Annotated in this window: 19 protein-coding genes; 10 read left to right on the top strand and 9 right to left on the bottom strand. The window is 68.0% G+C overall.

The genetic code is table 11. From position 1 onward, the window contains the following. Window positions 1-31 precede the first annotated feature (31 nt). Window positions 32-1,543, bottom strand: coding sequence for an L-piperidine-6-carboxylate dehydrogenase (locus EX20_RS21860; protein WP_034194750.1), 1,512 nt, complete (start codon window positions 1,541-1,543; stop codon window positions 32-34). 623 nt (window positions 1,544-2,166) lie between these two features. On the opposite strand from EX20_RS21860, the gene EX20_RS21865 reads away from it, so the two are divergent. Together EX20_RS21865 and EX20_RS21870 are read left to right on the top strand one after the other, a co-directional pair. Beyond that, window positions 2,167-3,435 (top strand): NAD(P)/FAD-dependent oxidoreductase, encoded by a 1,269-nt coding sequence (locus EX20_RS21865; RefSeq protein ID WP_011880872.1) that lies wholly within the window; start codon window positions 2,167-2,169, stop codon window positions 3,433-3,435. A 116-nt stretch (window positions 3,436-3,551) separates the two neighbouring features. Beyond that, the gene (locus tag EX20_RS21870) at window positions 3,552-4,226 is read left to right on the top strand and encodes a TetR/AcrR family transcriptional regulator (RefSeq protein ID WP_034194751.1); all 675 of its coding nucleotides are present in this window, start codon (window positions 3,552-3,554) and stop codon (window positions 4,224-4,226) included. 133 nt (window positions 4,227-4,359) lie between these two features. Here EX20_RS21870 and EX20_RS21875 read toward each other — a convergent pair whose 3' ends face one another. Both EX20_RS21875 and EX20_RS21880 read right to left on the bottom strand, forming a co-directional pair. After that, entirely contained in the window at window positions 4,360-6,144 is a 1,785-nt protein-coding gene (locus EX20_RS21875) for a phospholipase D-like domain-containing protein (protein WP_034194752.1), read from the bottom strand. A gap of 104 nt (window positions 6,145-6,248) precedes the next feature. After that, window positions 6,249-7,007, bottom strand: coding sequence for a DeoR/GlpR family DNA-binding transcription regulator (locus EX20_RS21880; protein WP_014724053.1), 759 nt, complete (start codon window positions 7,005-7,007; stop codon window positions 6,249-6,251). A gap of 200 nt (window positions 7,008-7,207) precedes the next feature. Between EX20_RS21880 and EX20_RS21885 the strand changes: the two genes are divergently transcribed. From EX20_RS21885 to nadE, 3 genes are all read left to right on the top strand, one after another. Next, window positions 7,208-7,393 carry a hypothetical protein gene (locus EX20_RS21885; RefSeq protein ID WP_011880876.1) on the top strand — a complete coding sequence of 62 codons (186 nt, stop codon included), beginning with the start codon at window positions 7,208-7,210 and terminating at the stop codon, window positions 7,391-7,393. A 221-nt stretch (window positions 7,394-7,614) separates the two neighbouring features. Next, entirely contained in the window at window positions 7,615-8,484 is an 870-nt protein-coding gene (locus EX20_RS21890; protein WP_011880877.1) for a DMT family transporter, read from the top strand. 438 nt (window positions 8,485-8,922) lie between these two features. Then, the gene (nadE, locus tag EX20_RS21895) at window positions 8,923-9,771 is read left to right on the top strand and encodes an ammonia-dependent NAD(+) synthetase (protein WP_014724057.1); all 849 of its coding nucleotides are present in this window, start codon (window positions 8,923-8,925) and stop codon (window positions 9,769-9,771) included. An 87-nt stretch (window positions 9,772-9,858) separates the two neighbouring features. Here the strand turns inward: nadE and EX20_RS21900 are convergent, their stop codons facing one another. From EX20_RS21900 to EX20_RS21910, 3 genes are all read right to left on the bottom strand, one after another. Then, window positions 9,859-11,535: a S10 family peptidase gene (locus EX20_RS21900; RefSeq protein WP_034194753.1), complete on the bottom strand. Its 1,677-nt coding sequence runs from the start codon at window positions 11,533-11,535 to the stop codon at window positions 9,859-9,861. Between the two features lie 72 nt (window positions 11,536-11,607). Next, window positions 11,608-13,194: a S53 family peptidase gene (locus EX20_RS21905; RefSeq protein ID WP_011880880.1), complete on the bottom strand. Its 1,587-nt coding sequence runs from the start codon at window positions 13,192-13,194 to the stop codon at window positions 11,608-11,610. Window positions 13,195-13,452: 258 nt separating this feature from the next. Further along, window positions 13,453-14,076 (bottom strand): LysE family translocator, encoded by a 624-nt coding sequence (locus EX20_RS21910; RefSeq protein WP_011880881.1) that lies wholly within the window; start codon window positions 14,074-14,076, stop codon window positions 13,453-13,455. A 133-nt stretch (window positions 14,077-14,209) separates the two neighbouring features. Here EX20_RS21910 and EX20_RS21915 point away from each other — a divergent pair, with 133 nt between their 5' ends. After that, the gene (locus tag EX20_RS21915; RefSeq protein ID WP_011880882.1) at window positions 14,210-14,674 is read left to right on the top strand and encodes an Lrp/AsnC family transcriptional regulator; all 465 of its coding nucleotides are present in this window, start codon (window positions 14,210-14,212) and stop codon (window positions 14,672-14,674) included. A 57-nt stretch (window positions 14,675-14,731) separates the two neighbouring features. Here the strand turns inward: EX20_RS21915 and EX20_RS21920 are convergent, their stop codons facing one another. Continuing rightward, window positions 14,732-15,643 (bottom strand): LysR family transcriptional regulator, encoded by a 912-nt coding sequence (locus tag EX20_RS21920; RefSeq protein WP_011880883.1) that lies wholly within the window; start codon window positions 15,641-15,643, stop codon window positions 14,732-14,734. A 139-nt stretch (window positions 15,644-15,782) separates the two neighbouring features. Between EX20_RS21920 and speB the strand changes: the two genes are divergently transcribed. After that, window positions 15,783-16,739: an agmatinase gene (gene speB, locus EX20_RS21925; protein WP_034194754.1), complete on the top strand. Its 957-nt coding sequence runs from the start codon at window positions 15,783-15,785 to the stop codon at window positions 16,737-16,739. A gap of 105 nt (window positions 16,740-16,844) precedes the next feature. Here speB and metE read toward each other — a convergent pair whose 3' ends face one another. Then, on the bottom strand, window positions 16,845-19,148 hold the full coding sequence (gene metE / locus EX20_RS21930; protein WP_034194755.1) for a 5-methyltetrahydropteroyltriglutamate--homocysteine S-methyltransferase: 2,304 nt from the start codon (window positions 19,146-19,148) through the stop codon (window positions 16,845-16,847). Between the two features lie 109 nt (window positions 19,149-19,257). On the opposite strand from metE, the gene EX20_RS21935 reads away from it, so the two are divergent. From EX20_RS21935 to EX20_RS21945, 3 genes are all read left to right on the top strand, one after another. Beyond that, window positions 19,258-20,166, top strand: a complete 909-nt coding sequence (locus EX20_RS21935; RefSeq protein ID WP_034194758.1) for a LysR family transcriptional regulator — start codon at window positions 19,258-19,260, stop codon at window positions 20,164-20,166. 159 nt (window positions 20,167-20,325) lie between these two features. Next, a complete protein-coding gene (locus EX20_RS21940; RefSeq protein ID WP_034194756.1) occupies window positions 20,326-21,918 on the top strand; it encodes an inorganic phosphate transporter in 1,593 nt (530 codons plus the stop codon). Between the two features lie 316 nt (window positions 21,919-22,234). Then, the gene (locus EX20_RS21945) at window positions 22,235-22,978 is read left to right on the top strand and encodes a 2OG-Fe(II) oxygenase (protein ID WP_034194759.1); all 744 of its coding nucleotides are present in this window, start codon (window positions 22,235-22,237) and stop codon (window positions 22,976-22,978) included. Window positions 22,979-23,504: 526 nt separating this feature from the next. Here the strand turns inward: EX20_RS21945 and EX20_RS21950 are convergent. Continuing rightward, complete coding sequence (locus EX20_RS21950) at window positions 23,505-24,932, bottom strand: DHA2 family efflux MFS transporter permease subunit (RefSeq protein ID WP_034194757.1); 1,428 nt, start codon at window positions 24,930-24,932, stop codon at window positions 23,505-23,507. Between the last annotated feature and the right edge of the window lie 713 nt (window positions 24,933-25,645).

The following is a 25,645-nucleotide window of genomic DNA, read 5'->3' on the forward strand; positions in this document are numbered from 1 at the left end:
GAACCCGATGCGCGCTATCGCGCGCGCGGCGTCAGACGTCGAACTTCACGCCTTGCGCCAGCGGCAGCTGACGGCTGTAGTTGATCGTGTTCGTCGCGCGGCGCATGTACGCCTTCCACGCGTCCGAACCCGACTCGCGGCCGCCGCCCGTTTCCTTCTCGCCGCCGAACGCGCCGCCGATCTCCGCGCCGCTCGTGCCGATGTTCACGTTGACGATCCCGCAATCACTGCCGGCCGCCGACATGAACTGCTCGGCCTCGCGCATGTCGTTCGTGAAGATCGCCGACGACAGCCCTTGCGGCACCGCATTGTGCACGTCGATCGCCTGTTCGAAGTCGTCGTAGACGAGCACGTACAGAATCGGCGCGAACGTCTCGCGCTCGACCACAGCCGATTGCTTCGGCATCCGCACCAGCGCCGGACGCACGTAATACGCATCCGCATGACCGACGTCGACGCGCTCGCCGCCCTTCACTTCGCCGCCCTGCTCGCGCGCATCGGCCAGCGCCTTCTGCATCGCGTCGAACGCCGCGCGATCGACCAGCGGGCCGACCAGCGTGCCTTCCTCGAGCGGGCTGCCGACCTTCACCGACGCATAGGCTTTCTCGATGCGCGGCAACAGTTGATCGACGATGCTGCGATGGACGATCAGACGGCGCAGCGTCGTGCAGCGCTGGCCGGCCGTGCCGACCGCCGCGAACGTGACGGCGCGCACGACGAGATCGAGGTCGGCGCTCGGCGCGACGATCATCCCGTTGTTGCCGCCGAGTTCCAGGATGCCGCGCGCGAGGCGCTGGCTCAGCACCTTCGCGACTTCCTGGCCCATCCGCACGCTGCCCGTCGCGCTGATGACCGGCACCTTCTTCGACGACGTCAGCACCTCGCCGACGTCGCGCATGCCGAGCACCAGCTGGTGCAGCCCTTCGGGCGCGACGCCCGGATGCGTCCGGTCGAATTCGCGCAGCGCCTTGGCGAGCAGCTGATGGCATGCGATCGCGGTGAGCGGCGTCTTTTCCGACGGCTTCCACACGACCGGATCGCCGCACACGAACGCGAGCGCCGCATTCCACGCCCACACCGCGACCGGGAAATTGAACGCCGAGATCACGCCGCACACGCCGATCGGGTGCCACGTCTCCATCATCCGGTGGCCGGGGCGCTCGGACGCGATGGTCAGGCCGTAAAGCTGGCGCGACAGGCCGACCGCGAAATCGCAGATGTCGATCATTTCCTGCACTTCGCCGAGGCCTTCCGACGTGATCTTGCCGGCTTCCAGCGTGACGAGGCGGCCCAGCTCGGCCTTGTGCTCGCGCAGCACGTTGCCGAACACGCGCACGAGTTCGCCGCGCACCGGCGCCGGCACCGTGCGCCACTTGAGGAATGCGGCATGCGCGGCGTCGATCTTGCGCTCGGCGTCGGCGGGCGAGTCGATCGCCAGCGTCGCGAGCGTCGCGCCATCGACCGGCGAACGCGCGGTCAGCGCATTGCCCTTCCACTGGGCGAGATCGATGTCGAGCGCGGCAAGAATGTCGTTGAATTGCATCACTTCCTCTTCAGGGACAGATTGATCGGTGCGGCGGCGACGCCGCCCGCGTGATTCGATTGGAGCGCGTTCGCGCGCCGCGTGCAAGCGCACGCACGGCGGGGCGAGTACGGCAGCGCTGTGTCGCGCCTCGGGTGGATGCCGTCGCCGGGCCGTGGAGGACGGCAAACCCGCGCGCCGTAACGCACGATCCATGCATCACATTGTCGATGGCCACAAGTCGCGCCGCTATTGATATTAACTCACGACTTCATGCGCAAAACGCAACAACTGGGCTGGCCGAAGCGGGGCGTGTCGGCGCGCCGAGCCGACATGTCTAGCGCCGATGGGCGGCACGCATGCGCCGGTGCGGCGCGCAGCAACTTGATGACGATGCGGCATTACCCGGTATGCAAATTTCGTTTGCCGCGCGGGCGACTTGCACACACGAACGAGGTGGCGCCGGCGTGCTCCGCATCCGGCGCGCCCACGGCCGTCGGCCAATGGCGACACGACGCCCTTCGCTTCCACGACGACAGCCCACCCGCCGCGATACGGACCCGCCATTCGACGCGGCGCCCACGTTCAGGCAAGATCGACGCGCGCCGCGCGCCCCGTTCGTCGTCCATCGTCACCGAAAACGCATGCAAAACTTCTACGAAGCCACCGTTACGCGCCAGCCTTATCCGCAACTGAGCGGCCCGATCGACACCCGCGTCTGCATCGTCGGCGGCGGCCTCGCCGGCCTGTGCACCGCGCTCGGCCTCGTCGAGCGCGGCGTGCGCGACGTCGTCGTGCTCGACGGCGAACGGGTCGGCTTCGGCGCGTCGGGCCGCAATGGCGGCTTCGTGTTCGGCGGCTACAGCCTCGACAACGCGGCGCTGCTGCGCACGCTCGGCCGCGACGAAGGGCGCCGGCTGTACCGGCTCACCGTCGATGCGGTCGACCTGATCCGCGCACGGATCGCGCGCTACGGCATCGACTGCGACATCGTCGATCGCGGCGTGATGCTCGCGAACTGGTTCGACGATCCGTCGCGGCTCGACGGCGTGCGCACGCTGATGAAGCAGGAATTCGACGTCGACTGGGCGCCGGTCGCGCGCGACGCGCTGCGCGCGCAGCTGAAGACGGCCCGCTATCACGGCGGCCTGTTCGAGCCGAACGCGTTCCACTTCCATCCGCTGAAGTACGTTCTCGGCGTCGCGGCCGCCGCGGCGCACGGCGGCGCGCGCGTGTACGAACGCTCGGCCGCGCTCGGCATCGCGCGCGACGGCGCCGGCTACGTCGTGCGCACCGCGCAAGGCTCGGTGCGCGCGCAGCACGTCGTGTTCGCCGGCGGCGGCTATGCGCGCGGCGTGTCGCCGCGCATCGAGCGCGCGGTGCTGCCGATTGCGACCTACGTGATCGCGACCGAACCGCTCGGCGCGCGGCTCGCCGACGCGATCGACGCGCCGTACGCGATCTACGACACGCGTTTCGCATTCGACTACTACCGGCCGCTGCAGGACACGCGGATCCTGTGGGGCGGCCGCATCTCGGTGCTCGATCGCGGCCCCGACGCGATCGCGCGGCTGCTGCGGCGCGACCTGCTGCGCGTGTATCCGCAGCTCGACGGCGTGAAGATCGACCATGCGTGGGGCGGCCTGATGAGCTACGCGCGACACAAGATGCCGCAGATCGGCCGCGACGCGGACGGCGTGTGGCACGCGGTCGCCTTCGGCGGTCACGGGATGGCGCCGACCACCGTCGCCGGCGAAGCGCTCGCCGCCGCATTGGCCGGCGAGCGGCCCGTGCCGGCCGGCTTCGCCGCGTTCGGCCTGACGCGCACCTACGGGCTCGCCGGCCTCGCCGCCGCGCAGCTCACGTACAGCGCATTCCAGGCCCGCGACGCGCTCGCGTCGCGGCGACGCTGAACGGCCGCCGCCCGGCCGAAAGCGCGCGGCCGATTAGAGCGGAAGATCGGCGTGGCGGCCATTTGCTGCATGCTAGAATGATTTTTTCCCGCCGCCGCGAACCCAAAACAAATCACATGAAAGCTGGAAGCAAGACCGCCACGTCCGAAAGCCGAGCGCTTGCGACCGAAGCGCGGCGCAAATACGATCCCGAGCAGACCAAACGCAACATCCTCGACGTCGCCACGCAGGAATTCTCCGCGATGGGCCTCGCCGGTGCGCGCGTCGACGCAATCGCCGAGCGCACCAACACGACGAAGCGGATGCTCTACTACTACTTCGACAGCAAGGAAGGCCTGTACGAGGCCGTGCTCGAAAAGGTATACGGCGACATCCGCGCGCTCGAGCAGGAACTGCACGTCGGCGACATGGAGCCGCGCGAAGGCCTGCGCCGGCTCGTCGAATTCACGTTCGACTATCACGACAAGCATCGCGACTTCGTGCGCCTCGTGTCGATCGAGAACATCCACGGCGCGAAGTATCTCGAACAGCTCAAATCGTTCAAGAGCCGCAACGTCAGCATCATCAAGACGCTCGAGCAACTGCTCGAGCGCGGCGCGGCGAGCGGCGCGTTCCGCCAGGACATCGACGCGTTCGACCTGCATCTGCTGATCAGCTCGTTCTGCTTTCACCGCGTGTCGAACCGCTACACGTTCGGCGCCGCGTTCGGCCGCGATCCGTCGGCGCCGCGGCTGCGCGTGCGGCATCGCGAGACGATCGCCGACTCCGTGCTGCGCTACGTCGCCGCCTGACACCGCGCGAACGCGTCCGCGAGCCACGTGCCGCGGGCGCCTCGTTCGCGCAATCGCACGCACTTCCCCTCCCGCAACGAGCGCGGCGCCGCGTGCCGCCGAATGACCCGCGGCATGTTCGCGACGTAGCGCGTCAGTCCGTCGGCGCGACCGACGCCAGCGCGATCCGCGCCTTCTGTTCCGGGCTTCCCGCCACGAAGTACTTCTTCGCCCAGCTCGCGTCCGGCGCCAGTGCAAGCCGCTGCTGCGCGCCGCCGCCACGCCGTTTCGTGTCGATCGACAGCGCGCGTGCGCGGTAGTGCTCGTAGAGCCGCAGGAATTCCGCGAGATAGATCGCCGCGATCCGCGCGTCGCGAATCTCGAGCAGGTTTTCGTCGTTGTACTGCTCGGAATTGCGGCTCATGTTCGCCGAGCCCGTGTACACGACCGGGTTCGCGCCTTCCGCATCGATCACGATGAACTTGTGGTGGACCACGACCGGCGGATAGGCAGGCGCCGGTTCGCCGGGGAACAGGCGCAGCTCCGGCTCGAAACCCTGCGGCACCGTCGCCGGCGAGAAGTACGCGGCGTCGATCACGTCGCGATGATCGCGCCGGCGATGGTAGAGCTCCAGATTCGCGAGCGTCGCCGCATCGAGCGTGCGGCCGTCGTGCTGCGCCGCCTCTGCGTTCGCCGCGCCGGCGACATTGATGCGGTTCACCAGACCGAACATCATCAGCCCGCGATCGCCGGCGGCGAAGCATGCGTCGCGCAGCGCCGCGTCCGTCGGCATGAACAGGCAGAACGACACCGAATGCTTCGCGGCCGCGATCGCGGCGACGATCGCATCGATCGCGGTGCGCTGCCCCGCCGGCTCCGGCGAGAACGCGACGCGCACCTGCGCACTGCCGATCGCGAGCACCTCGGACCAGCCCGGCGACAACTTCGCCGTCTCGGCGATCGACGGATTCGCGGCCAACGCATGCGCACGGGCTTCGTACAACGCGGCCAGCGCCGGCGAGTCGAACGCATGCAGCACGTTGGCCTGCTCGGTCAGCCCTTCGGTCGTGAAGTTCGCGGAACCGGTCAGCACGCGCGCGGGCAGCGCCGCATGCGCCGGCGTGTCGGTCACGATGAACTTGTCGTGCATGATGTGCGTGCGGTCGCGCGGCGCGAGCGTCGCGAGGCCCCGCAGCGCGTCGACGGCCGGCTGGTTCGGCGACGGCAGCGGCGGCTCGTTCTTGCGGGCGATCGCGTGCGCGTCGTAGACGATCGCGAGCGACGCGTCGCCATGCCTGCGCCCGAACGCTTCGAATGCGGGCAGCGCCCACAACGTGTCGGTCAGGTGATAGACGGCCGATGCCGCGCGCGATGCGCGGTCGAGCATGTTTGCGAACACCTGCTCCATGTCGTTCGCGAGCCAGGTGCGCAGCTTCAGCGCCTGCGCCGCGCTCGGCGCGTGGTTCGGCGCGACGCCCAGCGCCGCGACCTGCTTCGCGAACGCCTGCGAACTCACCACCGCGCGGTTGAACCACGTGCCGATGCCGTCCACGATGTGCGCGGGCAGCACGACGTCGCACGCGCCGGCCTCGGCGTCGAGCACCTGCAGACGCTCGGGCGTGCCGACCACCGGAAACACGTCATAGCGAAACGATGCGCCGCGATCCTGCGGGTCGATGCGCGCGTCCCACCACATGAACTTCTGGATCGGCGCCTGATCGGTCGGCGCGTCGCCCTGCGTGTCGGCGGCCGGGCCGTCGAACGTCAGCCGGTTCGGCAGCCAGCTGTCCGGTGCGCGCGTGCGGCCGTCGGCCGAGCGGAATCCCGGCGTGCGCCGGATCGCGAAGCCGAGAAAGTCGCTGCGCGACGCGGCGTCGGGCCAGTCGAAGGCCAGCAGCACCAGGGTCGGGGAAAGATAGCTGCGTACGCTGACGGTCATTCATTGCTCCTGCCGTGCGGGCCGGGCCAGAGGAAGGAGTCAGTGTCGGCGGCGGTTCTTCCCGTGCGATGACGGTCGGATGAAGGTTCCGTGTCCGCGCCGCGTCAGTCGCAGACGAGCAGCTCGATGCCCCGAGCGGTCAGCGCGCGGCGCACGGACTTGTCCGGCGCGCGCTCGGTGACGAGATATCGCGCGGCCGACGTGCCGTTGATCCGCACCGGCGTCACGCGGCCGAACTTGGAGTGATCGGCGACGATGATCGCCGTACCGGCCGCCGCGATCATCCGGCTGCGCACTTCGGCCGCGAGCCGCGAGTAATCGGTGCAATCGCCGTCGACGGTGATCCCGCCCGCGCCGACGAACGCGAAGTCGACGTGGTATTGCGCGAGCTGCTGGATGGTGTCGAGCCCGAAGGTGGCGTCTTCGTCGTCGGACAGTTCGCCGCCGAGCAGCGTCACGCGATTGCCGTTGCGACGCGCCAGCACGAAGGCGGTGCGCCAGTCGTTGGTGTAGACCGACAGCCGGTGCCGGTCGGTGAGCGCGAGCGCGACCGCATGCGGCGTGCTGCCCGAGTCGATCAGCACCGACGCGTCGTCCGGCACCAGCTCGGCCGCGCGCCGTCCGATCGTGCGCTTCGCAGCGGCGTTCGCGGCCTCGCGCTCGGACAGGCTCGGCTCGCGCCGCTCGGCCGCCAGTGCGCCGCCGTGCGTCATCACGAGCAATCCGCGTGCGGCGAGCGCGTTCAGGTCGCGCCGCACGGTCTCGCGCGACACGTCGAGCGAGCGCACCAGTTCGGCGACCGACAGCGCACCTGCGCGTCCGAGCTCCGACAGGATGTATTGATGACGTTGTTCCGCCAGCATCGCAAGGCGCCCGAGGCGACTGGTGGTGAAAGAGCCGGTCATTGTATTACGGCGGTTTGACGGGCATTTGACGGCATCGGTGCGCGGGCGCGCGCGACGAATGCGAAATTCTGTATTGCCCGATGTGCGTGAATCGGCACGGCGCGCGATTGCTACACTCTTGCGTTCCGCCGACCGACAGCCATCAAGGGGCTCGCGCAATGTATCGCAAAGGCAGTGTGCTCGAAATCCAGTTTCCGCCGGAACGACTCAACGACGGCGCCGGCGATCCGTACTGGATCGACCTGACGCTCGACGAGGCGCGCCGCCTGTATGAACAACTCGCCGCGCGCTTCGCGACCGAGGCGCGCGCGAATCAGCCGCTCGATACGTTCTCGCTCGACTGATCCCCGCTTCGCGCGCCCGATGCGCGGTGAGCGGTGAGCGGTGAGCGGTGAGCGGTGAGCGGTGAGCGGTGAGCGGTGAGCGGCGAGCGGCGAGCGGCGAGCGCATCGTCGCATGCGGCGACGCGACCGGCCGAGTGCAGAATCCGACAAGACGCCGACGCCGCCCTGTCCGATACTGACCGGCTCCACGTTCCGTCCGGCCGTATCGCGGCCCGCCACGCATGCTGAACTCCATCGTCGCCGCGGCTTTCGTCGCGCTATGGTCGACCGGCTTCATCGTCGCTCGCGCGATCAAGCCCTACGCCGATCCGAACCTGTTCCTGCTCGCGCGTTTCGCGGGCACGGCCGTGTTGTTCGGCGCGGTCGCGCTCGTCGCGCGCGCGCCGTGGCCGGCGCGCCGCGAATGGCCGCGCCATCTGATCGCGGGCGCGTTGCTGCAAGGCGTTTATCTCGGCGCCAGCTATTGGGCCGTCGCGCAGGGGCTCAATGCGGGCGTGATGGCGTTGCTCGGCGCGCTGCAGCCGCTCGCCACCGCCGTGCTCGCCGTCCCTTTGTTCAACGAACGGCTGCCCGCGCGCGGCTGGCTGGGAATGGCGCTCGGGCTCGCCGGCGTCGCGCTCGTGCTCGCGCCGAAGGTGACGGGCGGCGTCGCGCCGCCGCCGGGCGCCGCGCCCGCGTGGTTCGTCGTCGCCGTGTCGGTGCTGTCGGTCGGTTCGATCACCGCCGGCTCGCTGTACCAGAAGGGCAAGCTCGCGCAGAACGACCTGCGTACCGCCGTGGCCGTGCAGAACCTCGGCGCGGCGATCGTCGCGGCGCTGTTCGTCGTGCTGCTGCACGAAACGCGCTGGATCGGCGCGCCGGCGCTGTGGGTGTCGCTCGCATGGGGCGTCGTGTTCCTGTCCGGCGGCGCGGTCACGATGCTGATGTGGATGCTCCGGCGCGGCAATGCGGCGCGCGCGACGTCGTTGCTGTTCCTCGCGCCGCCGCTCGCCGCGCTGCAGGGCTATCTGCTGTTCGGCGAGACGCTCGCGGCCGTCCAGCTCGGGGGGTTCGCGCTCGCGCTGGTGGGCGTCGTGCTCGCGCGGCGCTGATGCGAGGTCGGCGCGCGGTTGCGCGCGAGCGAAGCGCCGACGCATGTGCGCGGTCGTACGCCATCGACGCCGTCGCTGCACGTAGGCGAAGCACCGGCGCACGTGCATGTGCACGGTCGCGCGCCACCGCTTCCGTCGCTGCCGCAAGCGACGCACCGGCGCACGCGTGAGGCCGCGCGCCGTCGCCACCGTCGTCGCAGGCAGACGGAGCGCCGTTCGCGCGCGCGGCCGTACGCCATTGCACGCAACCGAAGCATCCGCGCAAGCGGGCGCCCGCCACCACGCCACCGTCCTCGCACGCAACCAAGCCCCGCCGCTCCATGCCCCCACGCGTCTCACCGATGCAACGCCCTCTCCCCGCATGCACGCGCCGCGCGGCACCCGCCCGCGATTGCGCTTATGATGGGCGCCTCGAATTTTCGTTCCGGAACCACTGACATGACATCCGCCGATTACGCCAGCCGCCAACGCGCGATCATCGCCGAACTGAACGTCGCCGCACACTTCGACGTCGACGCCGAAATCACGCGCCGCGTCGATTTCCTCGCGCGCTATCTTCGTTCGAGCGGCATGCGGACCTACGTGCTCGGCATCAGCGGCGGCGTCGATTCGTCGACGGCCGGGCGGCTCGCGCAACTCGCGGTCGAGCAGTTGCGCGCCGACGGCTACGACGCGCGCTTCATCGCGATGCGCTTGCCGAACGGCGTGCAGAACGACGAAGCCGACGCGCAGCGCGCGCTCGCGTTCGTGCGCGCCGACGAGACCTTCACGGTCGACGTGAAGCCGGCCGCCGACGCGATGCTCGCGTCGCTGGTCGCGTCCGGTCATGCGTTCGAAACCGCCGCCCAGCAGGACTTCGTGCACGGCAACATCAAGGCGCGCGAGCGCATGATCGCGCAATACGCGGTGGCCGGCGCGCGGCGCGGCATCGTGATCGGCACCGACCACGCAGCAGAATCGCTGATGGGCTTCTTCACGAAATTCGGCGACGGCGGCGCGGACGTGCTGCCGCTCGCCGGCCTGAGCAAGCGCCGCGTGCGCGCCGTCGCCCGCGCGCTCGGCGGCGACGAGCTGATCGTGATGAAGGTGCCGACGGCCGACCTCGAGGAACTGCGTCCGCTGCGCCCCGACGAGCACGCCTATGGCGTCACCTACGACGAGATCGACGACTTCCTCGAAGGCAAGCCGGTCTCGGACAACGTGTACGAAACCGTGCTGCGCTTCTACGACGGTTCGCGCCACAAGCGCGCGCTGCCCTACACGCCGTTCGACTGGCCGGCCGCGTAAGCCGGCCCGGCTCGCTGCCGACGCCGCGCGCCCCGCACGCGCCACGCACACCATGCACACCACGCGCGGCGCGCGCGCCCGGCGACGCTACGCGCGCCCGCCGCCCTTCTTCGCCTGCAGTGCGCGGATCCGCATCCGCGCGCCGGTATCGCTGACGGTCGCGTCGTACATCGTCGCGAGATCGCGCTTGAGCGCGGTACGCGAACCGCCGTCGAGATACACCATGTGCCCGGACGGATAGAAGCGCGCGGACAGGTTCTGCCGCACCTTCTGATCCTCGAGCGGCATCTGCTGCAGGTCGATCACGGTCTGGTAGAACGGCGTGACGAAATCGTACAGGCCGTTCGCCGACAGCACCTTCAGGTCGACGTTCAGCGCCATCACCGCGGCAAGATCGCCGGCCGTGTAGAGGATCACGTTGCCGTTCGCATCGGTGCCCTGCTGCGCGCCGGTCGGGTCGATGTGGCCGAAGTCCCAGTTGCGGAACGCCTGGTCGTTCAGGTCCGTGAACGCCGAGGTCGACGTGAACTTCAGCTGCTCGTTCAGATAGCTGTTCCACATCGCCGTATAGACGCCCGTCACGGCGGTCATGGTCGGATCGTTGCCGCCCGAGTTCGGATCGATCTTGCCGGCGATGCCCGACGAAATCCCGGTCACACGGCCGTCGTACGAACCGAGCGCGAGCCCGCGCGCATGCAGCAGCGTCGTCAGGAACACCGAGTTGCCGCGCGCGTCGTAGCCGGCGATGTCGAGCCCCCACGCCTGCAGCGTCGCGGTATCGATGCCCGTGTAGTCGGACAGCTTCTGCACCACGGCGGCGTCCGCATGCGGCACGTTGCGCAACGCGCTCAGGTAGTCGGTGCGCGCGAACTGCGCGACCTCCTCGACGAACGCGCCGAGATCGGCCGGCGCCGGCTCGATGCCGAGCTTCTTGTGATACCACGCGTCGGCGGCCGCGGTCGGCAGCGCGCCGACGGGGTTGCCGGCCTGCCGGTAGTCGAGGATCGACGACTGCAGCGTGATGCCGTTCAGGTCGACGCCGTCCTCGTGCAGCTTGTAGGCGAGCACGCAGCTGCGCGCGGTGCCGTACGACTCGCCGAACAGATACTTCGGCGAATTCCACCGGTTGTTCTTCGTCAGATAGCGCTTGATGAACTGCTTCAGCGAGTCCGCGTCCTGGTCGACGCCCCAGAAATTGCGGTTCTTGTTCGGCGCGACGGCCGCGGAATAGCCGGTGCCGACCGGGTTGATGAACACCAGGTCGCTATGGTCGAGCATGCTGTCCGGGTTGTCCTCGATCTGGTACGGCGCGGGCGGCGTGAAGCCCGGCATCGACGTCTTGATGCGCTTCGGCGCGAACGAGCCGAGCAGCACGAACACCGACGACGAACCCGGCCCGCCGTTGTAGAAGAACGTGACGGGGCGGGTCTCCTCCTTCGCCTCGTCGGCGGTGAACGCGACGTAGAAGATCTTCGCGGCCGGCTGCGAGCTGCTCGGGTCCACCGTCACGAGGTGGCCGACGGTCGCCGTGTACGCGATGCGCTTGCCGTCGAGCAGGATCGTATGGTGCGTGATGGCGGCGGCTTCGGTCGTGTCGGTCACCGAATCGTCGGGGCCGTTGCCGTACGCGACCGGATCGAAGAACGGCTGGTCGCGGCCGCGGGCGAGCGCGACCGGCGCGACGCTCGGCGGCACGCCATGTGAGTTGTGGTCGCCGTGATGCAGCGGATACACGCCGCCGGAAGATGCGGAATCGATGCCCATCGTGCTGCTCCTGGAGGTGAAAAAAGACGCGGGCAGACGACCCGCGTCGGAAGGAAAGGCAATGCCGATGCGTCAGCTCGACGGCTTGCGCGCGAGGAGCGCGGCGAGCTTCGCGCCGTCGGGGCTGCCGAGGCCCGTGCACGCATCCCAGCCCGGTGCGGCCGCATACGTGCCGTTCGAGCCCTTCGTGATGTCGCGCAACGCGTCCGGATGCTTGTACAGCACCGGATTGATCCAGCCGGCCGACGTGCCGGACGCCGCGTTGATCCGCGCGATCAGCGCGGCCCACAACGGCGCGACCGCGCTCGTGCCGCCCATTACCGCGGGCGTGCCGGCCACCGCCACCTCGTAGCCCGTCTGCGGCGACGCATCGCCGGCGACGTCCGGCACGCCGCGCTTCGCAAGCGGCGCGCGGCCGCCGTCGACGCGCGCGACGTTGAGCCCCTGCTGCCAGGTCGGCACGTCGAACATCGTGCTGACGCCACCGCCACCCGCGCCGCCGCCGGCCGACTCGTCGTTCCACGCGACCTCGCTGCGGATGCCCTGCCCCGGTAGCGCATCGAGCTGCGTGCCGCCGCAGCCGAGCACGTACGGGCTCGACGCGGGGAAATCGACGTGGTCGGCGCCGTCCTGCAGCCCGTCGCCGGAGCCGCTGTCGCCCGATGCCGCGCACACCGTGATCCCTTGCGCGGCGGCGGCCTGCAGCACGCGGTTGAACGCGTGCGCCGATTGCGCCTGCCAGATCGCTTCCGGGCCGCCCCAGCTGATCGAGATGACCGACGGCCGATTGGTCTTGTCGGTGACGGCCGCGTTGACCGCCTGAATGAAGCCCGCGTCGCTGTTCGGCGCGAAGTAGACGGCGATCTTCGCGGCCGGCGCGATCGCGCCGGCGATTTCGATGTCGAGCGCGACCTCGCCGTCGGGGCCGCTTGCCTCGCCGGTCGGCGCGTTGCGGCCGGTGCCGACGTTCACGTCGACGAGCGTCGGCGGCTTGTCGATGCCGAGCCCGCGGAAATACTGCGCGATGTCGGCCGCGCGATAGCCGCCGCCCAGCTCGACGATCGCGATGCACTGGCCGGCGCCGTCGCCGGCCGGAAAGCCGTACAGCGACGCGAGCTGCACCGGGGTAAAGGTGACCGCGGCGCCGCGCGCGGGTTTGAACGGCGGACGCAGCCGGAAGTGCGGCCGTGCCTGCGGACGGCTGTCGAGGCCGAGCACCGCCGTGACGGCATCGCCAAGCTCGTCCGGCAGCGCGATCGGGCCCGTGCGGCCGCGATACTGGCCGATCGCGCGATGCTCGAACCGCTCGAGCTTCACGCTGAACGCCGCTTCGAACTGCTGGATCGTGCCGGACAGCACGACGACGCTTTCGACCGGATCGACGCGATCGACCGTCAGCTGATGACGGTGCGCGAATTCCTCGGTCTTGCGGATGTCGTCGGGATCGGCGGAGAAACGCTGCGCGAATGCATCGCGCGACAGCGGTTTGGCGCTCGCGTCGCCGGCCGCGAGCTGGTGAACCAATGCATCGAGTTGCCCTTCTTCCCGCCGCCGCAACATGATCGTGACGTGGATGCGTTCTGCCGGATCGCACTGGCCGAGGCATGTCGACTCGGCGACGATGCGGGGTTCACGGTCGGCTTGAAGATGCCTTGCCATGTTCAGACCCTCCTATGTACCGCGTTGCACGGAACAGCCAGGAAATCTGGACAGGGCCAGCGGAAGACGGTTCCGTTCGGTCAGTCGGTTCGCCGCGCGGCGAAGTTCAAGGAAGTTTAGAACAGTCAGAGGATTTGCGCGCGGCGCCAGGCGGGCCGCGCAGCGCTTGGCCGGCCGGCCGCGCGCACGGCGCGCGTTCGATGACGCATCGCACCACGCTGCCCGTCGAGCGGCGCGGCCAGCCTGCGACGGCGCCGCTCAGTCCATCGACAGGCGCAGCGCGAAGCCGATCAGCGCGGCCGAGAAGGTCCAGCGCTGCACCGTCTGCGCGAGCGGGTGCGCGCGCATCCACGCGGCGATGCGCGACGCGCCGAACACGCAGGCGAGATCGAAGCACACGCCGGCCGCGACGAGCAGCGCGCCGAGCTCGAACATCTGCCACACGACCGGCCCGGCGTCGGTGCGCACGAACTGCGGCAGCAGCACCGAGCAGAACAACAGCGCCTTCGGGTTCAGCAGGTTCGTCAGCAGTCCCTTGAAGAACGACTGGCGCAGCGCGCTCGCGGCGGCCGCTTCGGCGTCGCCGAGCGCGAATACCGGCGAGCGGAACACCTGGATCGCGACATACGCGAGATACAGCGCGCCGCCGTAGCGGATCACTTCATACAGCCACGGCGCGCTCCGAATCAGCGCCGCGACGCCGCACGCGGACAGCGTCACGTGCACCGCACGCGACAGCGACAGGCCGGCGGCCGCCGCGAGGCCCGGCCGCACGCCGCGGCCGATGCTGGTCTGCAGCACGAGCGCCATGTCGGGCCCCGGAACCGCGTAAATGGCCGCCAGCGCGGCGAGATAGATCAATAGCAAATGCGTGGAAATCATGGTCGGGCTCGTCCTTCGATGACGATATGTTGCCGTCGAAGGCGGAGCGCTTATTGGCCATCTTTCGTTCCGTATTGCCGCTTCGCGGCGGAATCCCCCACAATTGGCCGATCTACAAACGGATTCCGCCACCATGACCGAACTCGACAAAACCGACCGCGCGATCCTCGCGGCCGTGCAGCGCGACGGCCGGCTGCCGATCGCGCGCCTCGCCGACGCCGTCGGGCTGTCCGAAACGCCGTGCGCGCGGCGTCTGAAGCGCCTCGAAAACGACGGCTACATCGAGCGCTACCGCGCGCAGCTGTCGCGACAGGCGCTCGGCTTCGGCGTCGTCGCGTTCGTGCTCGTGCGGTTCGCGACGCACGACCGCAAGGTCGCCGACCGGTTCGAGCGGGAAGTGCTCGGCATCGAGCGCATCCTCGCGTGCCACAACGTCGCGGGCACGGCCGACTATCTGCTGCAGGTGGTCGCGCGCGATCTCGACGACTACGGCACGTTCCTGCGCGATTCGCTGCGCACGCTGCCGGGCGTCACGTCGATCGAATCGGCGCTGTCGCTGCGGGAAGTGAAGCACGACGCGGGTTTGCCGGTGCCTTGATGCGAGCGACCGGGCGCGCCGGCACGACACGGGCCCAGGTGATCGGGAAGATCACCGTCATCCGGCATCGCCCGGCTGGTGCGCGCGCTCGAGGTCTTCGAGAAACGCGGCGACGAGCGGATCGCCGCGCGCGTCGCGCGCGACGACCATGTGGAACGTCACGTCGTAGCGCAACTGCTCGGGGTTGAGCGGCGCGAGCAGCCCCTGCGCGACGTACGGCGCCGCGAAGTGCTGCGGCAGGTAGCCGAGGTGATGGCCGGACAGGATCAGCAGCGCGACGGCCTCCATGTTGTCGGCGGTGGCGGTCACGCGATCGGGCGTCGTCGACATATGGGCCTCCGGCAGCGGATACGAGCGCCACGCCCATTCGAATTCCGCGACGTCGGCCGGGGTCAGCTGGCCGGCGCGCTCGAACAGCGGATGGCCGCGCCCGCAATACGCGATCTGGTGTTCGACGAACAGCGGCGTGTAGTGCAGCGACGGTACGCGGTGCCAGAAGTAGCCGACCGCGATCTGAATCTCGTTGCTCAGCAGCTTCTCCTCGAGATCGCCCGGCGTGCGCACCGAAATCGCAAAGCGCACGGCTTCGTCGCGCGTGCGGAACGCGGCGATCGCCTCGGCGATCCGCGCGTTCTGGCTCACCGGCGTATGGCCGATCAAGCCGATGTTCAGCGTGCCGACCAGCTGGCGGTCCATGTGACGCGCCGCCATCCCGAACTCGTCGAGCGCGGCGAGCAGCTTGCGGCTCATCGCATGGAACCGCTCGCCCTTCGGCGTGAGCCGGAAGCCGCTGCGGCCGCGCTCGCAGAGCCGGTAGCCGAGGCGCGTCTCGAGCGACGACAACTGCGCGCTGATCGTCGACTGGCCGACGTTGAGCATCGTCTGCGCGGCCGACACGCCGCCCGCATCGGTCACCGCGAGAAACACGCGGATCAGCCGCAAATCGAGCGTCGACAGATTCCCGAGCACGCTATTCCCCTCCGATACATCGATGGACGTCGATGTTTACGTCGACATGTTCGCATTCTTCTTTCGCGCGCGGCGCGCAAAACTATGCGCCAGGCCGCGTCGAATGATACGGCAACCCCATATCGACAGAGAACAGCCCATGAACGACCCTCTCCATTTCCAGCCGCTCGGCGGCAACGAAATGCCGCGCAGCGGCGGCATCGCAACGATGATGCGCCTGCCGCACGTCGCGAGCGCCGCAGGGCTCGACGCTTGTTTCGTCGGCGTGCCGTTCGATCTCGGCACGTCGAACCGTACCGGCGCGCGCTTCGGCCCGCGCCAGATCCGCACGGAGTCGGTGCTGCTGCGCCCGTACAACATGGCCACGCGGGCGGCGCCGTTCGATTCGCTGCAGGTCGCCGACATCGGCGACGTCGCGATCAATCCGTACAACCTGCACGATTCGATCGCCCGCATCGAGGCCGCGTACGACGCGATCCTCGCGCACGACTGCAAGCCGATCACGCTCGGCGGCGACCACACGATCGCGCTGCCGATCCTGCGCGCGATCCATCGCAAGCACGGCAAGGTTGCATTGATCCACGTCGATGCACACGCCGACGTGAACGACACGATGATGGGCGAGAAGATCGCGCACGGCACGCCGTTTCGCCGCGCGGTCGAAGAAGGTCTGCTGCACGGCGACAAGGTCACGCAGATCGGCCTGCGCGGCACCGGCTATGCGGCCGAGGATTTCGACTGGTGCCGCGACCAGGGCTTTCGCGTCGTGCAGGCCGAGGCGTGCTGGAACCAGTCGCTCGTGCCGCTGATGGAGGAAGTGCGCGCGCGCGTCGGCGACACGCCCGTCTACATCAGCTTCGACATCGACGGCATCGACCCCGCCTACGCGCCCGGCACCGGCACGCCGGAAATCGCGGGCCTCACGGTGCCGCAGGCGCTCGAGATCATTCGCGGCGCGAAGGGGCTGAACATCGTCGGCTGCGATCTCGTCGAAGTCGCGCCGCCGTACGACCCGTTCGGCACCACCGCGCTGCTCGGCGCGAACCTCGCGTACGAGTTGCTGTGCGTGCTGCCCGGCGTCGCGTATCGCGACTGATCGCGGTGCGGCATAGGGCGGGTTCCGGGGCGGCGCTGCGCCGGGAGCTTCCGCGCACGCGCTGGTTGCGCGAGCGCGGAGCCGGCGGGTTATCGGAACGCTTTGTCAGAGCCCGTTGCGCAGCTCGCTGCGCAACGTCTTCGCCGCGGCGACCATGTTCGTCAGCGCCGGCAGCACTTCCGCCCAGCGGCGCGTCTTCAGCCCGCAGTCCGGGTTCACCCACAGCCGATGCGCCGGAATCCGCTCGGCGGCTTTCCTCATCAGGCCGACGATGTGCTCCTGCGTCGGGATGTTCGGCGAATGGATGTCGTACACGCCCGGCCCGATTTCATTCGGATACCGGAAGCCGTCGAACGCGTCGAGCAGCTCCATGTCCGAGCGCGACGTCTCGATCGTGATCACGTCCGCGTCCATCTCGGCGATCGACGCGATGATGTCGTTGAATTCCGAATAGCACATGTGCGTGTGGATCTGCGTGTCGTCGCGCACGCCGTTCGCGGCGATCCGGAACGCGTCGATCGCCCACTTCAGGTAGGCCGGCCATTGCGCACGACGCAGCGGCAGCCCCTCGCGCAGCGCGGCCTCGTCGATCTGGATCACGCGCACCCCGGCCCGCTCGAGATCGAGCACTTCGTCGCGGATCGCCAGCGCGAGCTGGTAGCACGACACCGAACGCGGCTGGTCGTCGCGCACGAACGACCAGTTCAGGATCGTCACCGGCCCGGTCAGCATGCCTTTCATCGGCTTGCTCGTCAGCGACTGCGCGTAGGCGATCCACTCGACCGTCATCGCGCTCGGTCGGCTGATGTCGCCGAACAGGATCGGCGGCTTCACGCAGCGCGATCCGTACGACTGCACCCAGCCGAACTGGCTGAACGCGTAGCCATCCAGCTGCTCGCCGAAATATTCGACCATGTCGTTGCGCTCGGCTTCGCCGTGCACCAGCACGTCGAGCTGCAGCGTTTCCTGTTCGCGCACGCTGCGTTCGATCTCCGCGTGCATCGCGTGGCGGTAGCCGGCTTCGTCGAGCTCGCCGGCCTTGAAGCGGCGGCGCGCGTCGCGGATCTCCGCAGTCTGCGGGAACGAGCCGATCGTCGTGGTCGGGAACAGCGGCAGCTTCAGGCGTGCCGACTGCGCGGCCGCGCGTTGCGGATAGGCGCTCGCACGGTTGCCGAGCCGCGCGTCGATGCGCGCGACGGCAGCCTTCACCGCCGGGTTGTGCACGCGCGGCGAGCGGCGCCGCGACTCGATCGCGGCCGCATTCTCAGCGAGGGCGTCGGCCACCGTGTCGCGCCCTTGGTTCAGCGCGGTCGCGAGCAGCTTCAGTTCGGCGAGCTTCTGCAGCGCGAACGCGAGCCATGAGCGGATCTCGGCGTCGAGCTTCTGCTCGCTCGCGAGATCGACCGGCACGTGCAGCAGCGAACACGACGGCGCCAGCCACAGTCGCTCGCCCAGCTGCCGCGCGAGCGGCTCGAGCCAGTCGAGCGCCGCGTTCAGGTCGGTCCGCCAGATGTTGCGGCCGTCGATCGCACCGACCGACAGCACGCGTGTGGGCGGCAGCGCGCGCGCCAGCACGTCGACTTCGTCGCGCGCATTGACGGCGTCGATGTGCAGTCCATCGACCGGCAGCGAAACCGCAAGCTCGAGATTGTCCTGAAGCGGGCCGAAGTACGTCGCGAGCAGCAGCTTGATGCGACGCGTCTCGAGCGCCTCGTATGCCGTGCGCAACGCACGCCGCCAGTCGGCGTCGAGCTCGGTGACGAGGATCGGTTCGTCGATCTGCACCCATTCGACGCCCTGCGCGGTCAACGTATCGAGCAGCGCGCCGTACACCGGCAGCAGTTTCGGCAGCAGCGCGAGCCGGTCGGAATCGTCCTTGGCCTTGCCGAGCCACAGATACGTGACGGGGCCGAGTATCACCGGCTTTGCGTTTACGCGCTGCGCGTTCGCCTCGGCCAGTTGCTGCAGCAGTCGCGACGGGTCGAGCGAGAAGTTCGTGTCGGCGTGGAACTCCGGCACGATGTAGTGATAGTTGGTGTCGAACCACTTCGTCATCTCGCCGGCCGCCACGCCACCGCAGCAGCTCGCATGCTCGTGCGCCGAATGCGCGGAACGGCCGCGCGCCACGCGGAAATAGTTGTCGAGCGCGTCGCCGTGAAAGTCCTGCACGCGCTTCGGCAGATTGCCGAGCGTGAAGCTCATGTCGAGCACGTGGTCGTAGAACGCGAAATCGCCGAGCGGCGCGAGATCGAGGTCGTGCTGGTCGCTCCAGTGGCGCCGGCGCAGCGCGGCGCCGAGGGCCGTCAGCTCGTCGCGCGTGGCGTCGCCGTTCCAGTAGCGTTCGAGGCCGAATTTGAGTTCGCGCTGTGCGCCGATGCGCGGGAAACCGAGGTTGTGGGTCTTGACCATGAAGCCGCCGTCCAGAAGTAATAGAAGATTCAGCAGCCATCATAGGGATTTCGCCCCATGAAATAAAATGGCATTATTTCATTCATCCATTAACTTTGTTCATGTATTGATGCTCGAGCGATTCCATCTCGTCGTGATCCGCGAAGTCGAGCGCCAGGGCTCGCTGACTGCGGCTGCCAACGCGCTGCACCTCACGCAGTCGGCGCTCAGCCATACCGTGCGGAAAATCGAGCAGCAGCTCGGCACGCCGATCTGGGATCGGGAAGGACGTGGCCTGCGGCTCACGCAGGGCGGGCAATATCTGCTGAAGCTCGCGAACCGGCTGCTGCCGCAGTTCGAGCTCGCCGAGGAGCGGATGAAGCAGTACGCGAAGGGCGAGCGCGGCACGCTGCGCATCGGGATGGAATGCCATCCGTGCTACCAGTGGCTGCTGAAGGTGGTGTCGCCGTATCTGGCGCGCTGGCCGGACGTCGACGTCGACGTGAAGCAGCGCTTTCAGTTCGGCGGGATCGGCGCGCTGCTCGGCCATGACATCGACGTGCTCGTGACGCCCGACCCGCTGAACAAGCCGGGCCTGCGCTTCGATCCGGTGTTCGACTACGAGCAGGTGCTGGTGGTCGCCGACGCGCACCGGCTCGCGAACGCCGACTACGTCACGCCCGAGCAACTGGCCGACGAGGTGCTGATCACGTACCCGGTCGAGACCGACCGGCTCGACATCTACAACCAGTTCCTGACGCCGGCCGCCATCGTGCCGCGGCGCCACAAGTCGATCGAGACGACCGACATCATGCTGCAGATGGTCGCGAGCGGACGCGGCGTGGCCGCATTGCCGAAGTGGCTCGCCGACGAATACGCGGACCGCATGCCGGTCGTGCCGGTCAGGCTCGGCAAGCAAGGCATCGCGAAACAGATCTTTCTCGGCATCCGCGACGCCGACGCGTCGATCGATTACCTGTCCGCATTTCTCGCGCTCGCGCGCGACTCGGCGTCGGACGCGCCGCGCATGCTGCGATAGGCGCACGTACGCGCGCAAGGCGCGAAGCGGCCCGGATGCATGAGCGTGCTCACTATATGGACGACGGCGTGAACAACGGCGTTTCGCGGTCCGTACTGTCATCAAACTGACGGACAGCCGAAGCTAGGATCGGACGCGGTTCCACTGCGAGATGCCGCCATGAATCAACCTGCTTCGCCCGCCGCACACCATCCCGGTTCCACCGAACGCGCCCGACGTGCCGGCTATGCCGTGTTCCTGCTGGTGCTGTCGGTCGGTGCCGTCTATATCGCCACCCATCTGATCGCCGATCTTGCGCCGGTGCGCGAAGGGTCGCTGTTTCCATACCTGATGCTCGGCGCCGCGCTGCTGATCGCGCTCGGCTTCGAGTTCGTCAATGGCTTCCACGACACCGCGAACGCGGTGGCGACCGTGATCTACACCCATTCGCTGACGCCGAACGTCGCGGTGATCTGGTCGGGCATGTGGAACTTCCTCGGCGTGATGGTATCGAGCGGCGCCGTCGCGTTCGGCATCCTGCAATTGCTGCCCGTCGAGCTGATCCTGCAGGTGGGCAGCGGCGCGGGCTTCGCGATGGTGTTCGCGCTGCTGATCGCCGCGATCGTGTGGAACCTGGCGACGTGGTATTTCGGGCTGCCGTCGTCGAGCTCGCATACGCTGATCGGGTCGATCATCGGGGTCGGGCTGATGAACCAGCTGATGCACGGCCCGAACGGCACGAGCGGCGTCGACTGGGGGCAGGCGCTCGGCGTCGGCAAGTCGCTGCTGTTCTCGCCGCTCGTCGGCTTTCTGTGCGCGGCGCTGCTGCTGCTCGTGCTGCGCGCCGTCGTGCGCGTGCCGGATCTGTATCAGGAGCCGCCGAAGGATCAGCCGCCGCCGTTCTGGATTCGCTGCCTGCTGATCCTGACCTGCACCGGCGTGTCGTTCGCGCACGGATCGAACGATGGACAGAAGGGCATGGGGCTCATCATGCTGATCCTGATCGGCACCGTACCCACTGCGTATGCGCTGAACAAGGCCGTCACGCCGGCCGAGTCGCAGACCTTCGTCGCCGTCGCGACGCACGCCGCGTCCACCTTCGCGAAATATTCGAACGGCGTCGCGCCGTCCGCGAATCCGCGCGCCGACGTCGAGCAGTTCGTGCAGCACCGCAAGCTCACGCCGGCCGTGCTGCCCGCGGTGCAGCAGTTGTCGACGTCGCTCGCGCGCGCCGTCGGCACATCGGGCTCGATGGCGGCCGTGCCGCAAAACGACGTCGACAACGTGCGCAACACGATGTACCTGGTGTCCGAGGCGATCCGGTTGATCGAGAAGTCCGGACAGCTCGCGTTTGCCGCCGACGACAAGCTCGCGATCGACAACTACCGCAAGCAGCTCGATCACGAGACCAAGTTCATCCCGACCTGGGTGAAGGTGGCCGTCGCGATTGCGCTGGGTCTCGGCACGATGGTCGGGTGGAAGCGGATCGTCGTGACCGTCGGCGAAAAGATCGGCAAGCAGCATTTGACGTACGGCCAGGGCGCGTCGGCCGAACTCGTCGCGATGCTGACGATCGGCGCGGCCGATGCATACGGGCTGCCGGTGTCGACGACGCACGTGCTGTCGTCGGGCGTCGCCGGCACGATGGCCGCGAACGGATCGGGGCTGCAGTGGAGTACCGTGCGCAGCCTCGTGCTCGCGTGGATTCTCACGCTGCCGGCGTCGATCGTGCTGGCCGGCGGGCTGTACTGGTTGTTCCGCGCGCTGGCTTGAGCGGATAACGGCGAGCGGGCGGCGACGGCTCACGGCCGGGCGGTTGCCGCGGCGGGTTCGGTAGCGGCGGGTTCGGCAGTGGGTTCATTCTTCTTTGTCGCTGCGCTCAGGCACGTCGCCGCAATCGGCGTGCCGTCGTCGCGCGGCTCGCCGTCGCTTCGCGAATTGAAGCGCAACATCCGGAGTGCAACGGCGCGCGCCGGTCGCTAGACTCGGTTCATCGACATGCATCGCGACGCCCCGCGTGTGCTGCATGCCTGCGAAGCACGCCGCGGGTACGCGCGATGCGACGTCGCAAACGAACCGGGGGATGTCCGTGAATATCGCCGATCTGCAACCTGCCGCCGACTTGCAGGACATCGCGGCGCGCGTCGACGCAATCGACTGGTCGACCGTCGAGGCCGAACTCGATCGCTACGGCTGCGCGCACGTGTCGAGCCTGCTGTCGCGCGGCGAATGCGATGCGCTGCGCGCGCTTTATCCGCACGATGCGCTCTATCGTTCGCGTGTCTTGATGGCACGTCACGGCTTCGGGTGCGGCGAATACAAGTACTTCGCGTATCCGCTGCCCGCAGTCGTCGACGCGCTGCGCGCAACGATCTACCCGCATCTCGCGCCGATTGCCAATCGCTGGAATGACGCGCTGCGGATCGACGTTCGCTATCCGCGCGACCATGCGGCGTTTCTCGACCGCTGCCACGACGCCGGACAGACGCGACCCACGCCGTTGATCCTGCAATACGGCGCGGACGACTACAACTGTCTCCATCAGGATCTCTACGGCGAGCACGTTTTTCCGCTGCAGGTGGCGATTCTGCTGTCAGCGCCCGGGCGGGATTTCACCGGCGGCGAATTCGTGCTGACGGAGCAGCGGCCGCGTATGCAGTCGCGTGCGGAAGTGGTGCCGCTGATGCAAGGCGACGCGGTGGTCTTCGCGGTGCATGGCAGGCCCGTGCAGGGAACACGCGGCATCTACCGCGTGAACTTGCGCCACGGGGTGAGCAGGATTCGCAGCGGTCACCGCCATACGGTCGGCATCATCTTTCATGATGCGTTGTGAGGGTGTTGGTGGCGCGGATGAGGTGGAGATGGGACTCGGCACGTTGGGGGAGCGTGGGCGGGCGGTTGGCGGTTGGCGGTGGCCAATTGCCGATTACCGATTGGAAGTTGCCGGTCGCCGGTCGCCGGTCGCCGAGTGCCCGTTGCGGGTTGCGGGTTGCGGGTTGCGGGTTGCCGGTTGCCGGTTGCCGGTTGCCGGTTGCCGGTTGCCGGTTGCCGGTTGCCGGTTGCCGGTTGCCCGTTGCCGCTTGCCCGTTGCCGCTTGCCGCTTGCCGAGTGCCCGTTGCGGGTTGCCGGTTGCCACTCGCCGGTTGCCTGTCGCCGGCAGCAGCCCGGACGGCGTGAAGTTATAAGCGGGCAACGCCACGCGATTTAGAGTTCGCGCGCCGTAAACTGCAACCGACGACTGGCTGCTCCATACGCGCGGTCCGCTGCTCATTGCTGGGGCGGCGTCTCGACTCAGTCCGCAGTGGCGACGAATCGCTGACCGCCGGCCTTCGCGCGACCGCCGCGATCAGAACGACGCTCTACCCGCGCGCCACATTTGCGCGAAGTCGATCGCCAGCATCGGCGGCGAGTCCCGCATAGCCGGGCAACGTCAGCAGCGCGAGCAAGCCGGCCGCAATGAACGCCCAGCGAAAATCGTCGAGCACATAATGCACTCCGGCTGCGTCGTCACGCGCCAACGCCGCGACCCGCAGCGACAACGCGCCGAATGCGATGCCCATTCCGATCGTCATCTGCTGCGCGGCGCTCCACAGCGTGCTGGCCGCACTGGTTTGCCGCGCCGGAATATCCGCGTACGCGAGTGTCGCGAGCGTCGTGAACTGCATCGATCGCGTGAGCCCGTAGACGAACACGACCAACAAGGTGACGGCCAACGGCGTCGACGCTGTCAGCCAGCCGCACGCGATCGTGAACAGGCCGACGATCGTCACGTCGACGAGCGCGATGCGCCGGAAACCGAAGCGATCGAGTATCCACGACGTGCCTGCCTTCATCCCGAGATTGCCGATCGCGCTGGCGAGCAACAGCAGGCCGGACTGGAATGGCGACAGCCCGAAGCCGATCTGGAACAACAGCGGCAGCAGATACGGCACGGCGTTGATCGCTATCCGCGTGATCGATCCGGTGATGACGGTGACCGAGAACGTCGGCACCTTCAGCGTCGTGAAATCGAGCAGCGGATGCGCGCATCGTTGCGCATGCAACCATGCGGCAATGCCGAACAACACACTCGCGGCGACCAGGATACCTGCGCGCGTGAAATCGACGTCCTGCTGGCCCGCCGCTTCGGTGCCGATCAACAGACAAGTCAGCGCCGCGCCGGCCAGCACGAAGCCGACCCAGTCGAGCGGCCGCCGCTCATCGGCACGCGTGTTGCGGACGATAAGCCAAGTGCAAACCAGCGCGGCTATGCCAAACGGAACGTTCAACAGGAAGATCCAGCGCCACGACGCGTAGGTGGTGATGAAGCCGCCGACCGGCGGCCCGACGACTGGCGCGACGATGCCCGGCCACGTGATCGTCGCGATCGCACGCATCAGTTTGGCTTTCTCCGTGCTGCGCACGACGATCATTCGCCCGACCGGCACCATCATTGCCCCACCGACACCCTGGAGCAGACGCGCGGCCGTGAACGTGAGCACGCCATCGGAGAGCCCGCACAGCACCGATGCGCCGGAAAAGACGAAGATCGCGGTGGCGAAGACGGTACGCGAACCATAGCGATCCGCGATCCAGCCGCTAATCGGGATGAACACGGCGAGCGCCAGCATGTAGGCCGTCATCCCGACACTCAGCGCATTCGGCCCGACGCCAAACGACTGTGCCATCTGCGGCAGCGCGGTGGCGATCACCGTCGTATCGAGGTACTCCATGAAAAACGTCGCGGCGACGAGATAAGGCAGGAAGTCGGTCGTCCGACGACATGAAGCGGCGGCGCGGTCGGTCATGAATCAATGTGCGGGAATGAGTTGTAGGAACACCGAGCAGTGGCAGGCAGACGAATGCCGGCAGTCGGACGAACGGCGATATTACCGTGAATGGCGGGAAGCTCGCCGATGACATCTGGCGCTCAGCGACTTTATGCGCATAGATTTTTATTGGGATATTGGGATATACCGGCCACTAGGTGAAGCCCCGCAAGACCGGCGAATCGCACTTACGTCGGCGACGTGATTGAGCATCTAGCGGCCATTTCCGCTCAACACGCAGCATCGTCTTCTACGTCGACGCTATCACCCGTTATATCGCGACGCCGGGGACGCGCGGAATCCTGTACGCGGCATCGTCACCGCGACAACGGTCGTGCTTGCCGGTGATTTCGATGGCACGGCGTTCAGCGGCAGGTTCGCCTACACGCGGCTGTGGCGCCCAGTAGGAGATCGTTGGCGCGTGGCCGCCGGACATGCATCGCAGATATCGCCAGCTTGATGCATCGCGCGTTCCGGCGATGAGCAGTTCCGCGGCAGCGTGACGATCAGGGGATATGAGCCGACTCGTCGTGAACCTGGTGAGCAGCGTGGCTTCTAGCGAGTCGGTCCTGGGCACATCACCGAGCTATCGCAAACCGACCGGGTTCGTTCGATCCTGCCGACTCGAGCCGATGCAACTGGCCGAGTGCTCTTTCTGCCGCGCCAATGCAAAAACCCCCGCCTTTCGGGCG

The sequence above is a fragment of the Burkholderia sp. WP42 genome (genome assembly GCF_000745665.1).
Lineage (GTDB): Bacteria > Pseudomonadota > Gammaproteobacteria > Burkholderiales > Burkholderiaceae > Burkholderia > Burkholderia vietnamiensis.

Bases quoted from the DNA above. Each gene is read 5' to 3' on its own strand.
- EX20_RS21860 (WP_034194750.1), bottom strand. From the start codon at position 1,543: ATGCAATTCAACGACATTCTTGCCGCGCTCGACATCGATCTCGCCCAG.
- EX20_RS21865 (WP_011880872.1), top strand. From the start codon at position 2,167: ATGCAAAACTTCTACGAAGCCACCGTTACGCGCCAGCCTTATCCGCAA.
- EX20_RS21870 (WP_034194751.1), top strand. From the start codon at position 3,552: ATGAAAGCTGGAAGCAAGACCGCCACGTCCGAAAGCCGAGCGCTTGCG.
- EX20_RS21875 (WP_034194752.1), bottom strand. From the start codon at position 6,144: ATGACCGTCAGCGTACGCAGCTATCTTTCCCCGACCCTGGTGCTGCTG.
- EX20_RS21880 (WP_014724053.1), bottom strand. From the start codon at position 7,007: ATGCTGGCGGAACAACGTCATCAATACATCCTGTCGGAGCTCGGACGC.
- EX20_RS21885 (WP_011880876.1), top strand. From the start codon at position 7,208: ATGTATCGCAAAGGCAGTGTGCTCGAAATCCAGTTTCCGCCGGAACGA.
- EX20_RS21890 (WP_011880877.1), top strand. From the start codon at position 7,615: ATGCTGAACTCCATCGTCGCCGCGGCTTTCGTCGCGCTATGGTCGACC.
- nadE (WP_014724057.1), top strand. From the start codon at position 8,923: ATGACATCCGCCGATTACGCCAGCCGCCAACGCGCGATCATCGCCGAA.
- EX20_RS21900 (WP_034194753.1), bottom strand. From the start codon at position 11,535: ATGGGCATCGATTCCGCATCTTCCGGCGGCGTGTATCCGCTGCATCAC.
- EX20_RS21905 (WP_011880880.1), bottom strand. From the start codon at position 13,194: ATGGCAAGGCATCTTCAAGCCGACCGTGAACCCCGCATCGTCGCCGAG.
- EX20_RS21910 (WP_011880881.1), bottom strand. From the start codon at position 14,076: ATGATTTCCACGCATTTGCTATTGATCTATCTCGCCGCGCTGGCGGCC.
- EX20_RS21915 (WP_011880882.1), top strand. From the start codon at position 14,210: ATGACCGAACTCGACAAAACCGACCGCGCGATCCTCGCGGCCGTGCAG.
- speB (WP_034194754.1), top strand. From the start codon at position 15,783: ATGAACGACCCTCTCCATTTCCAGCCGCTCGGCGGCAACGAAATGCCG.
- metE (WP_034194755.1), bottom strand. From the start codon at position 19,148: ATGGTCAAGACCCACAACCTCGGTTTCCCGCGCATCGGCGCACAGCGC.
- EX20_RS21935 (WP_034194758.1), top strand. From the start codon at position 19,258: ATGCTCGAGCGATTCCATCTCGTCGTGATCCGCGAAGTCGAGCGCCAG.
- EX20_RS21940 (WP_034194756.1), top strand. From the start codon at position 20,326: ATGAATCAACCTGCTTCGCCCGCCGCACACCATCCCGGTTCCACCGAA.
- EX20_RS21950 (WP_034194757.1), bottom strand. From the start codon at position 24,932: ATGACCGACCGCGCCGCCGCTTCATGTCGTCGGACGACCGACTTCCTG.